This window comes from Helcobacillus massiliensis (assembly GCF_014191425.1).
GTDB classification, from domain to species: Bacteria; Actinomycetota; Actinomycetes; order Actinomycetales; family Dermabacteraceae; genus Helcobacillus; species Helcobacillus massiliensis.
In genome coordinates this window covers 106,821-119,741 of record NZ_JACHWP010000004.1, presented here as the reverse complement: position 1 = coordinate 119,741, position 12,921 = coordinate 106,821, and the positions used below count along the sequence as shown (strand labels likewise).

The 12,921-nt window shown below is 70.7% G+C and carries 9 protein-coding genes and 2 pseudogenes; 6 read left to right on the top strand and 5 right to left on the bottom strand.

The features are described 5' to 3' along the window. The 4 genes and pseudogenes from FHX50_RS08295 to FHX50_RS12280 all read left to right on the top strand — a co-directional run. Positions 1-198 (top strand): annotated as a pseudogene (locus tag FHX50_RS08295) (hypothetical protein); the annotation flags it as partial. Positions 199-206: 8 nt separating this feature from the next. Continuing rightward, positions 207-1,208, top strand: coding sequence for an MsnO8 family LLM class oxidoreductase (locus tag FHX50_RS08290; RefSeq protein ID WP_183376510.1), 1,002 nt, complete (start codon positions 207-209; stop codon positions 1,206-1,208). A gap of 256 nt (positions 1,209-1,464) precedes the next feature. Further along, positions 1,465-1,938 (top strand): annotated as a pseudogene (locus FHX50_RS12285) (amino acid permease); the annotation flags it as partial. Between the two features lie 115 nt (positions 1,939-2,053). After that, positions 2,054-2,893 carry an APC family permease gene (locus tag FHX50_RS12280; RefSeq protein ID WP_183376508.1) on the top strand — a complete coding sequence of 280 codons (840 nt, stop codon included), beginning with the start codon at positions 2,054-2,056 and terminating at the stop codon, positions 2,891-2,893. Positions 2,894-3,039: 146 nt separating this feature from the next. Here the strand turns inward: FHX50_RS12280 and pdxS are convergent, their stop codons facing one another. Then, complete coding sequence (gene pdxS, locus FHX50_RS08275; protein WP_183376506.1) at positions 3,040-3,945, bottom strand: pyridoxal 5'-phosphate synthase lyase subunit PdxS; 906 nt, start codon at positions 3,943-3,945, stop codon at positions 3,040-3,042. 94 nt (positions 3,946-4,039) lie between these two features. Here pdxS and pdxR point away from each other — a divergent pair, with 94 nt between their 5' ends. Next, positions 4,040-5,620 carry a MocR-like pyridoxine biosynthesis transcription factor PdxR gene (gene pdxR, locus FHX50_RS08270; RefSeq protein WP_183376505.1) on the top strand — a complete coding sequence of 527 codons (1,581 nt, stop codon included), beginning with the start codon at positions 4,040-4,042 and terminating at the stop codon, positions 5,618-5,620. Positions 5,621-5,957: 337 nt separating this feature from the next. Here pdxR and groL read toward each other — a convergent pair whose 3' ends face one another. After that, positions 5,958-7,595 (bottom strand): chaperonin GroEL, encoded by a 1,638-nt coding sequence (groL, locus tag FHX50_RS08265; protein WP_183376504.1) that lies wholly within the window; start codon positions 7,593-7,595, stop codon positions 5,958-5,960. Between the two features lie 404 nt (positions 7,596-7,999). Here groL and FHX50_RS08260 point away from each other — a divergent pair, with 404 nt between their 5' ends. Next, on the top strand, positions 8,000-9,388 hold the full coding sequence (locus tag FHX50_RS08260; protein WP_183376503.1) for a hypothetical protein: 1,389 nt from the start codon (positions 8,000-8,002) through the stop codon (positions 9,386-9,388). On the opposite strand, the gene FHX50_RS08255 is transcribed toward FHX50_RS08260, so the two are convergent. Genes FHX50_RS08255 through FHX50_RS08245 form a run of 3 tightly spaced genes read right to left on the bottom strand, consistent with a single transcriptional unit; the run spans position 9,363 to position 12,889 of the window. Then, positions 9,363-10,826: a serine/threonine-protein kinase gene (locus FHX50_RS08255; protein WP_183376502.1), complete on the bottom strand. Its 1,464-nt coding sequence runs from the start codon at positions 10,824-10,826 to the stop codon at positions 9,363-9,365. The two genes, FHX50_RS08260 and FHX50_RS08255, sit on opposite strands and share 26 nt — an antisense overlap. Positions 10,827-10,875: 49 nt before the next feature. Next, positions 10,876-11,559, bottom strand: coding sequence for a potassium channel family protein (locus FHX50_RS08250; RefSeq protein ID WP_183376501.1), 684 nt, complete (start codon positions 11,557-11,559; stop codon positions 10,876-10,878). Continuing rightward, the gene (locus FHX50_RS08245; protein ID WP_183376500.1) at positions 11,552-12,889 is read right to left on the bottom strand and encodes a TrkH family potassium uptake protein; all 1,338 of its coding nucleotides are present in this window, start codon (positions 12,887-12,889) and stop codon (positions 11,552-11,554) included. The genes FHX50_RS08250 and FHX50_RS08245 overlap by 8 nt, the downstream gene beginning before the upstream one ends. Positions 12,890-12,921 lie beyond the last annotated feature (32 nt).

Genomic DNA, 12,921 nt, shown 5'->3' with positions numbered 1-12,921 from the left:
CACACCTACGCGCACGAACTGGATGAGGAACTGATGCGCGCCGTGCCCGGCCTGCACGCCGAGCTGCACGTGGAGCCGATCTCCGACCCCGCCAGCTACGATGACATCCCGAGCGCCGAGATCCCCATCTACCCGGACTCGAGCATCGGCCGCACCAGCCCCGACCGACACCGGCAGGACACCCCGCCGGCACAGTGAGGAGACCCGTGGTCACCCGCCCCGCCCTGTCCGTGCTCGACCTCGTCCCCGTCGCCGACGGGTCCACCATGCGCGAGGCCATCGACATCTCCATGCAGGCCGCCCAGCAGGCCGACGACCAGGGGTACGAGCGCTACTGGTTCGCCGAACACCACAACACGCAGAACCTCGCCTCCAACGCCACCGCCCTGCTCATCTCCCGCGCCGCAGAGCGCACCGAGCGGATCCGCGTGGGCTCCGGCGGCATCATGCTGCCGAACCACGCACCGCTGGCCGTGGCCGAACAGTTCGGCACCCTCATCCAGTTCCACGGGGACCGCATCGACCTCGGGCTCGGCCGCGCTCCCGGCACCGACCCGATGACCGCGCAGCTGCTCGCCCGCACCAGCGCCCAGCCCGAAGCGTTCATGAGCGGCATCGCCGACATCCAGGCGTGGTCCGGGCCCCGCACCACCGCGAACTCCCGGATCGGCGCGTATGTCGCCGAAGGCACCCACATCCCGATGTGGGTGCTCGGCTCCTCCATGAACGGCGCCGCCATGGCCGCCCAGCTGGGCCTGCCGTTCTCCGTGGCGTCCCACTTCGCGCCGTTCCAGTTCCAGCAGGCGCTCGACCTCTACCGCCGCGAATTCGACCCCACCGCCGCCACCGCCCAGATCGAGCAGCCCCGCACCATGGTCGGCGTCAACGTGGTCGTGTGCGACACCGACGACGAGGCACAGTTCCAGTTCTCCGTGCTGCAGCAGATGTTCGCCGGCATCATCAAGGGAGCGCGCGGGCCGCTGCCCCGCCCCGCCCACATCGAGGACGTGCTCGAGCCGCACATCCTCGACTCGGTGAACCAGTCCCTGTCCATCTCGGCAGTGGGCTCCCCCTCGACCGTGGTCGCGAAGCTGGAGGAGCTGGCCGCCGCCACGGGGGCCGACGAGTTCATCACCGTGTCCTACTTCCACGACCCGCAGAAGCGGTTCGACTCCCAGCGGATGCTCGCCGAGGCGTGGCACGGGTGAACCCGTCGGCCGCCCTCACCGGCCGCTCTCGGGCCGCTTCGGGTTTGAATCGGGCGCGGCACCTGACTAACCTGGCGAATCACAGTCATGTGTCCCCGATCACAGGAAGCTGATTCGTTGTGAGTTCCGCCGCCCCCACCCCCTCCGGCACCGGACGGGAGGCGGAAGCACCCCAAGCAGCGAACCGCCCACCGTCACCGGCGGCTTCGACCCCAATGAGAAGGCCGTCCTCAAACGCGAGTTCAAACCCCAATGGGTGTTCGCCATCGCCCTCGGCTCCGCCATCGGCTGGGGCTCCTTCATCCTCCCCGTGGACTGGCTGAAGGACGGCGGCACCGCCGGCGCCCTCATGGGTATGGCCACCGGTGCCGTCCTCATCAGCATCATCGCCCTGTCGTACGGGATCGTCATCAAGAAGTTCCCCGTCACCGGAGGCGAACTCGCGTACTCCTATGTCGCGATGGGCCGCAGGCACTCATTCGTGGCCGGCTGGTTCCTCACCCTCGGCTACATCTCCATCGTGGCGCTCAACGCCTCCGCGCTCGCCCTCGTGGTCCGCAACGTCGCCCCCTCCCTCATGGAGCAAGGCAGACTGTGGGAGGTCGCCGGGTGGCCGATCTACCTGCCCGAAGTGGCCGTCTCCATCACCGCGCTGCTCGTGTTCACGTTCTTCAACGCCCGCGGCACCGCCCTGTCCGGCCGCGTCCAGTACATCGCCTGCATCGTCATGCTCGCGTGCGTGAGCCTGCTGCTGCTCCTCTCCGTCATCGCCTACATCCGCAAACCCGTCCCGCTGTTCCACGCCTTCCCCAGCGACAACCGCGCCCTGGGCGGCGATCATGCTGATGGTCGCGATCGCCCCGTTCGCGTTCGTCGGCTTCGACAACGTCCCCCAGCTCGCCGGCGAGTTCGACTTCTCCCCCTCCAAGGCGCTGAAGCTGATCCTGTTCGCCATCGGCGCCGCCGCCTTCATCTACCTGGCGATGCTGATGGCCGCATCCATCGCGATCAGCGAGGCCGGGCACACCTTCGACGGGCACTCCTGGGCCACGGCCGATGCGATCCGGGTCGCCATCGGACCCGTCGGCCCCGTGCTCATGGTGATCGGTGTGACGATGGGCGTCATCACCGGGCTCAACGGGTTCATGTTGTCCGCCTCCCGCGTGCTGCTCGCCATGGCGGACGCCCGCATGGTGCCCGGCCAGCTCGGCTACATCTCCCACCGCGCCGGCACCCCCGTGGTGGCGCTCCTGTTCGTGCTCGCGTTCTGCGTGGTCACCCCGTTCTTCGGCCGTGAAGCCCTCAATTGGGTGGTGGACATGACCTCCGCCGGGGTTTCGGTCGCCTACTTCTACACCTGCCTGTGCGCCTTCAAAGCGATGCGGAGGACCGCTGCTGAGGTGCGCGACGGGGTCGTCCTCACCGAACCGCGCACCAGCCCCGGCTGGATCGCGTTCAAGTCCGGTGTGGCTGTGCTCGGCTGCGTGCTGTCGGTGGTGTTCCTCGCGCTGCTGTTCATCCCCGGCTCCCCCGGGCAGCTCGATACGCCGCCGCTGATCGCGCTGGCGATCTGGGTGGCGATCGGGTTCGTGTTCTACCTGTCCCGCCGCAGGGCGCTGAACGCCACGACCGAGGAGGAGATGGACCGACTCGTGCTCGGCGAGCACGCCCACGCGAAGCTCTGAGCGGCGGGGCCGCACGGCGGGGCGGCGATTCGTTGCCCTTTTCGGGATTATCTGCGCGAAAAACCCCGAATGCGCACATCAATCGCGCTCCACGGCCATGAGACAGGGCGCGCCCCGCAGCCGCTACAGGGCGCGCCCCGCTGCCGTCACCATCCCCGCTCAGCGAGTCGGTGCGGCGCCGGCAGGTCCGCCACGTTGATGCCGACCATCGCATCGCCCAGACCGCGGGAGACGTCCGCGATCACGGCCGGGTCCTCGAAGTTCTCCACCGCCCGCACCACGGCCTTCGCGCGCTGCTCGGGGTTGCCGGACTTGAAGATGCCGGAGCCCACGAAGACACCGTCCGCACCGAGCTGACGCATCATGGCCGCGTCGGCCGGTGTGGCAACGCCACCGGCGGTGAACAGCGGAACGGGGAGGCGGCCGTTGTCCGCAACGTACTCGACCAGCGCGATCGGCGCCTGCAGTTCCTTCGCGGCGACGAACAGCTCCTCGCGGTTCGCGGCGGCGGTGGCGCGCAGCTGCGCGATCTCGTGGAGGATGCGGCGGATGTGGCGGGTCGCCTCGGACACGTCACCGGTGCCGGCCTCGCCCTTGGAGCGGATCATGGCCGCGCCCTCGGCGATGCGGCGCAGCGCCTCTCCGAGGTTGGTGGCGCCGCACACGAACGGGACGTCGAACGCGCGCTTGTCGATGTGGTGCTCGTAGTCGGCGGGGCTGAGCACCTCGGACTCGTCCACGTAGTCGGCGCCGAGCTGCTGCAGGACCTGGGCCTCAACGAAGTGGCCGATGCGGGCCTTCGCCATGACGGGAATGTCGACTGCTTCGATGATGGAGTCGATGAGGTCCGGGTCGGACATGCGGGCCACGCCGCCCTGTGCGCGGATGTCCGCGGGGACGCGCTCAAGGGCCATGACGGCAACGGCGCCGGCGTCGGCGGCGATGCGGGCCTGGTCAGCGGTGACCACGTCCATGATGACGCCGCCCATCAGCTTCTCGTTGGTGGCGCGGGTCGTCTCGGACAGGGGGATGATCTGGTTCTTCTCGGTCATGCCGACCAGTCTCATCCGCCCACTGGTCCGAAACCAGATCCAGCATCAGTGGATCGGAGTGGACCAGTGGGCGCGGCGGCGGCATCATTCTGGTATGGCCGAACGCTCCACCGCTGACCTCGCCCTCACCCTCACCCGCGCGAGCCGCACTCCCCTGCCCGTCCAGGTGGCCGACGGGATCCGCGCCCTCATCATGTCCGGCGCCCTCGCCCCGGGCGACGCTCTGCCCTCCACGCGGTTCCTCGCGCAGCGCCTCAGCGTGTCCCGCGGAACGATCGTGGCGGCGTTCGACCAGCTCATCAGCGAAGGCGCCCTGCTCGCCTCCCAGGGCCGGCCCACCACGGTGCATCCGTCGCTGCCGGCGCACCTGCTGCAGCAGGTCAGCGCCGCGGCGCCGGACCCCACCGCGGCCAGCACCCGTCGGCCGGCCTCCCCCGGAGCCTCCACCGCCGCCGCGCCCGGCCGTCCCGACCCTGTCCCCGCCCCCGCACCCGCATCGGCACCGGCGGTGGATCTGCGCCCTGGTCTGCCGCGCACCACGCGGATCGGCGACGCCGCCTGGCGGTCCGCGTGGCGCCGCGCCGCTGCCGCACCCGAGGCCGAAACCGGCGGCCTCACCGGACTGCCCGACCTGCGGGCCGGTATCGCCGAACACCTCCGACTCATGCGCGGGCTCCCCACGGACCCGGCCGCCCTGCTCGTCACCGCCGGCTCCCGCGACGGGCTCGAACTGATCCTGCACGCCCTCGCCGCGACCCGCGGCACCCTCAGCATCGGCGTGGAGACACCCGGTTACCCGGGCCTGCGGCGCGTCCCGCAGGTGCTCGGGCACCGGATCGTCCCGCTGGGCGTGGACGGCAACGGTCTGCGCGTGGATGCGCTGCCCACCGGGGCCGCCGCGCCCGACGCCGTCATCGTCACCCCCAGCCACCAGTACCCGCTCGGCGGTTCCCTCAGCCTCGACCGCCGCCTCGCCCTCCTCGAGTGGGCGCGCAACGAGGACGCCCTCATCATTGAGGACGACTTCAACTCCGAGCTGCGCTACACCGGCGCACCGCTGCCGCCGCTGTCCGCGATCGACCCGCACGGCCGCACCGTCCTGCTCGGCACGTTCTCCCGGCTGCTCAGCCCGGACCTCGCGGTCGGCTTCGTGCGGCCGACGGGTGCCGCCCTCCTCGCCGAGCTGCGGGATGTGCGCGAGGTGCTGGGGGTGCGCGTCTCGGCGACGACGCAGCACGCGGTGGCGCATCTGCTGGCGGATGGGACGGTGCGCCGGCACACCCGGACGGAGCGGCTGCGGCTGGGCCGACGGCGGGAGGCACTGCTCGCTGCGATGCTCGACGTTCCGGGGGTGCGGGTGCTGCCGATGCACGGCGGCAGCGACGCGGTGATCCGGTTCGACACCGCCGGCAGCCACCGCGGCCGCGCCGGCGCCGACCCGGAGGCGCGGGCGGTGGCGGCGTGCGCCGACGCGGGCATCACGGTGGGGCGCCTGTCGGCGGCGTGGGGCGCCGAGTCGCAGGCGGCACCCGTCGACCCCTCCCCAGCCGCTGCTGTGGGCGGCGTGGGCGGTGCGGGGATCGTTCTCGGGCTCGCCCGGCCGGCCGACGGGGCCTTCAGCGCGATGCTGCCGCGGCTCGCGTCAGCACTGGCGACCGTTCACCACACCCGATGACAGTGAAAAGGGGCGGCGAGGCTGACCGCGATCGCTCCGAGCAGGACCGACCCGGCCGGCAGCTCCATGAGCTTCTTCATCGCGCCGTCCATGGCACCGGCGCTATCGGCAGACCAATCGCGCTCGGAGTGGGTGGGCGCTCGAGGTGGGTGGGCGCTCGACGGGGCTGCTCGGCCGTCGGCGTAGAGGAGCAGCCTGTTCGGTATAGCGGCCTGGTGTGCCGCTATACGCCGATGCCCGCGGAAACGAAACCGCCCGGCCCACCCCGTATCGGGGCGGAACCGGGCGGTTCCTGTTGCTCAGCGTGTCAGCTGGAGCGGCGGTGACCCTCAGGGGATCACATCATGCCGCCCATGCCTCCCATGCCGTCCATGCCGCCTGCGGCAGCAGCCGGATCGACCTTCTCCGGCTTGTCCGCGACCACGGCTTCGGTGGTGAGGAAGAGGCCGGCGATGGAGGCGGCGTTCTGCAGAGCGGAACGGGTCACCTTCACCGGGTCGAGCACACCAGCCGCGATGAGGTTCTCGTACTCGCCGGTTGCAGCGTTCAGGCCCTCGCCCACGGGCAGGCCCTTGACCTTCTCCGCCACGACGCCGCCCTCGAGACCGGCGTTGACGGCGATCTGCTTCAGCGGTGCCTCAACACCGACCTGGACGATCTTCGCGCCGGTCGCCTCGTCGCCCTGGAGGTCCAGGGTCTCGAAGGCTTCCTTGCCGGCCTGCAGAAGGGCCACGCCGCCACCGGCGACGATGCCCTCTTCGACAGCGGCCTTGGCGTTGCGCACGGCGTCCTCGATGCGGTGCTTGCGCTCGTTGAGCTCCACCTCGGTGGCTGCGCCCGCCTTGATGACGGCGACGCCGCCGGCGAGCTTCGCGAGGCGCTCCTGGAGCTTCTCGCGGTCGTAGTCCGAGTCGGAGTTCTCGATCTCAGCACGGATCTGGTTGACGCGACCAGAGATCTGGTCGGCGTCGCCGGCGCCCTCAACGATGGTGGTCTCGTCCTTGGTGACGACAACCTTGCGGGCACGACCGAGGGAGTCGAGGTCCGCACCCTCGAGGGTGAGGCCGACCTCCTCGGAGATGACGGTGCCGCCGGTGAGGGTGGCCATGTCCTGCAGCATCGCCTTGCGGCGATCGCCGAAGCCCGGTGCCTTCACAGCGACGGACTTGAACACGCCGCGCAGCTTGTTCACCACGAGGGCCGGGAGGGCTTCGCCGTCCACGTCCTCAGCGATGATCAGCAGCGGCTTGCCGGACTGGATGACCTTGTCCAGGATCGGCAGCAGGTCCTTCATGTTGGAGACCTTGCCGGAGGTGAGCAGGATGTACGGGTCCTCCAGGACCGCTTCCTGACGCTCGGCGTCGGTCACGAAGTAGGGCGAGATGAAGCCCTTGTCGAAGCGCATGCCCTCGGTGAGCTCGAGCTCCAGACCGGTGGTGTTGGAGTCCTCAACGGTGATGACGCCTTCCTTGCCGACCTTGTCGAGCGCTTCGGCGATGAGCTCGCCGATGGCCGGGTCAGCAGCGGAGATGGCGGCGGTGTTGGAGATCTGCTCCTTGGACTCGATCTCCACGGCCTGGCCCACGAGCTTCTCGGTGACCGCGGTGACGGCCTTGTCGATGCCGCGCTTCAGAGCGATCGGGTTGGCGCCGGCGGCCACGTTGCGCAGGCCCTCGCGGACGAGTGCCTGGGCGAGGACGGTGGCGGTGGTGGTGCCGTCACCGGCGACGTCGTCGGTCTTCTTCGCGACTTCCTTGACGAGCTCCGCGCCGATCTTCTCGTACGGATCCTCGAGTTCGATTTCCTTCGCGATGGACACGCCGTCGTTCGTGATGGTCGGGGCGCCCCAGGACTTCTCCAGGACGACGTTGCGTCCCTTCGGGCCCAGGGTGACCTTCACGGCGTCTGCGAGCTGGTTCATACCCGACTCGAGACCGCGGCGAGCTTCCTCGTCAAAGGCGATGAGCTTTGCCATGTGGAAATTCTCCCGTGTTCTGTTCTGGTTCCGGAGCGATGCCCGCGACGGACGATGGCGCCCGGGGCGTTCTGGTCACGCTCGGGCGGCATCTCACCGCTGCCGGATCTCCTGCCGACGGGTGCAGCGCCCCCGGTTCCACCCGGCGGATCCTGTCACTCGTTCGGCATGAGTGCCAGGCCATCATAAGCACTCGCACGCTGAGAGTGCTAATGCTTCCCGGGGGCCTCCTCTGCGCTGTCAGCGGACACGCCGATCCGCGGGGCGCACACGGGCCGACGGGGGCGCCAGCGCAGGGCTGCGTGCGGCACCCGTCGGACTTCTCCCCACCGTCCCAACGCGACACGGCGGGGTGATCAGTGGCACCCTGAGAGGGCACACTTCCGAGCCACTGAGGAGCGTCCATGTCGCAGCCCGGTTCCCATCGGCCGCCCATCACCCGTCGGCCCGCCGCTGCGCTGACCGCCGCCCTCGTCCTGGCGACCGCCTCCGCGCTGCCCGCCGCCGCAGCCCCGACCACGGCGCCCCGCTCCGCCTCTGCGCCCAGCGCACCGGCTGCACGCTCCGCGAAGGACGCACCCGCCGCGGACGACCGCGGGTATGAGGCCGACGGCTCCCCCATCTCCGGTGGGTCCTCGTTCGCCGGCGCGCCCTCGGTCGAGCCCGGCCGATACCTCGACTCCTTCACCGCCGGGAAGGACCAGGGCTGGGGCACCATGAAGGAGACGAAGCACTACCGGGTCACGCTGAAGAAGGGTGAGCGCCTCATTGTGACCGGCGCGCTCGTGCCGACCCCCAGCCCGAAGGCGACGCCGACGACCTCGGACAGTGTGAAGTCCACGATCGAACTGACCGACGGGCACGGCAACGACTGCGCGAAGTGGACGAGCAACGGGTTCAGCTTCCCCAACATCGCGGATGCGCCCCAGCGCGCCACTGCTGTCTCGACCGTTGCCGGCACCGGTGAGGACGGTGAGTGCGAACCCGGTGAGTTCGTCGCGAAGGTGACGCGCGAAGGCAACCTCAAGCAGTCCGAGACGATGCCGATGGAGCTGGTGTTCGCCGTCGAGGCACCCGCGCCGAGCCCGATGCCGCCCGAACCGGAGTGGGACGACGAGCCGGCCGTTCCCGCACCCACGGCCGGGTCCGCGAAGGACGACGTCACAGCGCTGGGCCGCTCCCGCAACAGCGCCCCGATCCTGAAGCCCGGCTCCTACGTGATCGAACTGCGGCCCGGTGAGACACGGCTCGCCGGCGTGGACGTGAACGAGGGGCAGCGCCTGTCCTGGTCGATCTCGCCGCTTGACGCCGGCGAGGTCGAGGGAACGTGGGACGAGGTCGAGGTGATGATGCTGAATCCTCTCGGCCAGGAGGTGTACGACCCGGACGAGAACGCGTCCACCACGGTCAACCTCGATTCCAGCACCGACGACTACCGGGGCAGCGCGATGCCCACCCCGGTCACGCTCGGCAACCAGAGGACGGATGCGGACAAGGAGCAGGCCTCGAACTGGTTGGGCGGCACCCACACCCTGCAGCTCAGCACGAAGGCTGACCCGGAGGACGAACCGAACACGGCGAAGCCGCGCCGCGTGGTCCTCACCCTCGCGGTGGACGGCACCGCCGGTGAGAACGCGGACGTGGACTACGGGAAGACCCGCGCCGAACAGGAGCAGGCGGTCAGCCGGGCGACATGGCTGCGCCGTGGCCTGTTCGTCGGCGCGGGCGTCCTCGGTCTGGTCGCCGTCGGGTCGGGCATCGCCGCAATCACGGCGCTGCGCCGACGCTCCTGACCGGTGCCGCCTGCACGGCGAGCGCGTCGTTCGCGGCGTCGCCGGGGTTCATCGTCAGCCCCACCACCAGCATCGTGATGGCCCCAGCGAGGGCGAGCACCGCCGCGAGTGCCAGCGCGATGCCGAGCCCGAGACGGCGCGGCCCGCGCGGCGCCGCAGTGATGGGGGCGAACCCTGCTCCGGCGACGGGGCTGAAGGCCGGCGCGGACGTGGCGGCCGGGGCGGCAGTGGACCCGAGGCCGATCCGGGCGTCGGTCTGATCGACCGGGAGAACCGGCGTGCGGGTGCGGCCCGCGCTGTCGTCGACGATCTGCGTGGCGCCCGTCGGACTGTTCAGGACCGTCGGGCTGTCCGCGGCTGTCGGACTGCTCTGGGCCGTCGGAGCGTCCTGCTGGCGCGCACGCGCCGCCTGCGCGGCCGCCGCAGCGCCGAGCGCCTCTGCGCGGTTGCCGCCCGCCGCGCCTCCACCGGGCGCGGACTCGATGGCGGAGGGGGCCGTCGGCGCGCTGGGCTGCGCCGAGGTGGCGCCCGTCGGCTGCGCGGCCCGGGACTGCACGGTGGTGTCGTCCGCCGCGGGTGAGCCCACCTGCACGACAGCCCCGGTCGCGGTGCGGGCCTGCGCGGCCAGCTCCGGCGGCATCGGCGGGATCGCGTCCCGCACCTGCGCGGCCGACGGGCGCCGCAGCGGATCCGGGTCCAGCATCGCCATGATCAGCGCGGCCTGCTCGCTGCTCGCCCCCGCGGGCCGCATGATGGACCCGACGTGATGGCTCAGGGCGTCGAACGACGTCTGCGCCGAGTTCGGGATGCGCTGGCGCGGCGCCAGACAGTCCAGCGCGACCGACGCCGCCGCCCACACATCGACCGCGGCGGAGAACGCGCCCTCCGTCACCTGCTCCGGTGCCATGAACCCGGGGGTGCCGTTGACGAACCCGGTCGCGGTGAAGCGGTGGTCGTCGTTCTGCAGGGCGATGCCGAAGTCAGCGAGCCGCACCTCCGGCAGGCCGGAGCACGGCGCGGTGAACAGGATGTTCGCGGGCTTCACGTCGCGGTGGATCCAGCCGGCGGCGTGGATCGCGGCCAGGGCGTCGCACAGCTGGCGCAGCAGCGCGAACGTCAGATCGGGGCTGAGGGCACCGTTGGTGGCGAGGACATCGGACAGGGTGCCGCCGCGCGCCAGCGGCATCAGGATCGCAACCGCGTCATCCTCGGCGACCCACGAGTAGGGCGCGATGACGTGCGGGTGCGCGGCGAGCGCGTGGTTGCGCACCGACTGTTCGCGGACGAAGCGGAGGATGTTGGCGCTGTCGCGCTGCTGCAGCACCTTCGCGGCGCAGTCGCGGTCGCGTTTGAGGTCCCGGGCTCGCCACACCCACCCGCTGGCGCCCTGCGCGACGGGCTCAAGCAGTTCAACGCGGCCCGCGATCACTTCAGCCATAGGCCACCAGTGTAGGGGTCCGGCGGGCGCTGCGGCATCCGTCGGCCCCTCAGGTCAGAGTCGCGAACCGCTCCAGGTCGCGTTCGCTGCCCATCACGAGGATGGTGTCGCGCGCGGCGAACGTGGAGGTGTGGGTGACGTTCTCCCACCGGTCGGAGTTCAGCGGGAGGCGCGCCACCACGGTCACGCCGTAGGTCTTCTCCAGGCGCGCTTCGGGTGCGGAGCGCTCCAGCAGCATGTCCGGCGCCGCCATCGTCACCGCGGCGGCCCCGGCGCCGAGGGACATCCAGTCGCGGGCGAGGGACACCATGCGGTGGGCGGAGCGGCGCCCCATGTCGCGGGCAGGGTGCACGATGTGCTCCACCCCGAGCTGCTGCAGGATCACCTCGTGCTGGTCGGTCGCGGCCTTCACCCACAGCTGCCCGGTCGCCATCTGCAGCAGGTGGGAGGTGACGAGGATGTTCGCCCCCAGGTCACCGGAGGTCGCGACCACGACCAGGTCGAAGTCGTCCGCGCCAACCTGCTCCAGCAGTTCGGGGTTGGTGAAGTCGCCGACGATGACGCGGCTGAGGGTGTCGCTGAGCGCGTCCACGCGCGCGGGCGCCTGGTCCACGGCGAGGACGGAGACGCCGAGGGCCTTCAGCTCTCGGCACACCGCTTCGCCGTAGCGGCCGAGGCCGAGGACGAGGGCGGTGGAGATGCGGATGGAGTCGGTGCGGGGTGCTTTAGCCAATGATCGGCCTTTCTTCGGGTGAGGTGTACGCGAGGGGCCGGGCGCGCAGCGCGAGCGCGGTGCCGAGCGTCACGGGGCCCACGCGGCCCAGGAACATCAGCACGATGAGGACGATGCGGCTGGTGGTGGACAGATCCGCGGTGATGCCGGTGGACAGGCCCGTGGTGGAGATCGCGGAGATCACCTCGTACAGCACCCGGTCCAGTTCCACCGGCTCCAGCAGCAGGATCAGGCCCGTGCCCACCACCACGGCGAGGCCGTACAGGCCCATCACGGTCACGACCTGGCGGATCACGGCCGACGGGATCGCCCGGTGGAACGCGCGCACGCCCGTGTCACCGCGCAGCTCCGACAGGATGACGATCAGCACCACCGCCGCGGAGGTCACCTTCAGGCCGCCACCGGTGCCGGCGGGGCCGGCGCCGATGAACATGAGGATGTCGGTGCCGAACCAGGTCTCCGGGTGCATCTGGGAGATGTCCAGGGCGTTGAATCCGGCGGTGCGGGACGTAGTGGACTGGAAGAACGAGGCCAGCACCTTCTGCGCCGGGTTCATCGGGCCGAGCGTGGCGGGATTGGACCATTCGGGCACCAGCACGGCGAGGGTGCCTCCGAACAGCAGCACGGGCGTGCCGATCAGCATCAGTTTGGAGTGCAGGGTGAGGATGCGGTGGGGCCGCAGGCGGCGGAGCACCTCCAGGATCACGGGGTAGCCGATGCCGCCGAGGATGATGGCGGCGGCGATGGGCAGCAGCACGAACGGGTCGGTGCCGAAGTCGATGAGGGATGAGGAGCGCAGCCCGAACCCGGCGTTGTTGAACGCGGACACGGCGTGGAAGATGCCGTACCAGGCGGACTTCCCCCACCCCATCTCGTAGTGGGTGTGCATGCGCAGCGTGAGCAGGACCGCGACCGCGCCTTCCACGGCGATGGTGACCAGGGCGATCATCCGCAGTGTGGAGCGGACGTGGCTGCCGGCGCCGGAGGCGGTGGCCGTATCGAACACCTGGCGGTCGCGGATGCCGACGTGCCGGGCGGTCAGCAGCGCCAGCATCGTCACGAGGATCATGACGCCGAGGCCGCCGATCTGCATGAGGAACAGCAGCACGACCTGCCCTCCCGCGGTCCACTGCTCGTCCGTGTTGAGGGTGACCAGACCGGTCACGCAGAGGGCGGAGGTGGCAGTGAACAGGGCGTCGATGAACGGCGGGGGCTCCCCTTTGGAGGAGAACGGCATCATCAGCAGCGTGGTGCCGAGGGCGAGGACGCCCGCTGTGGCGAGGGCGATCAGCGCTGCGGGACGCTGCAGAGCGGTGAGGGTGGCGCGCATGGGCGGCTCCGCTGGGGCGGGGAATCAGTCCC

What these genes read in the sequence shown, in the direction of transcription:
- FHX50_RS12280 (WP_183376508.1), top strand. Translation starts at nt 2,054, where the DNA reads ATGGTCGCGATCGCCCCGTTCGCGTTCGTCGGCTTCGACAACGTCCCC.
- pdxS (WP_183376506.1), bottom strand. Translation starts at nt 3,945, where the DNA reads ATGACCGAGAAGAACCAGATCATCCCCCTGTCCGAGACGACCCGCGCC.
- pdxR (WP_183376505.1), top strand. Translation starts at nt 4,040, where the DNA reads ATGGCCGAACGCTCCACCGCTGACCTCGCCCTCACCCTCACCCGCGCG.
- groL (WP_183376504.1), bottom strand. Translation starts at nt 7,595, where the DNA reads ATGGCAAAGCTCATCGCCTTTGACGAGGAAGCTCGCCGCGGTCTCGAG.
- FHX50_RS08260 (WP_183376503.1), top strand. Translation starts at nt 8,000, where the DNA reads ATGTCGCAGCCCGGTTCCCATCGGCCGCCCATCACCCGTCGGCCCGCC.
- FHX50_RS08255 (WP_183376502.1), bottom strand. Translation starts at nt 10,826, where the DNA reads ATGGCTGAAGTGATCGCGGGCCGCGTTGAACTGCTTGAGCCCGTCGCG.
- FHX50_RS08245 (WP_183376500.1), bottom strand. Translation starts at nt 12,889, where the DNA reads ATGCGCGCCACCCTCACCGCTCTGCAGCGTCCCGCAGCGCTGATCGCC.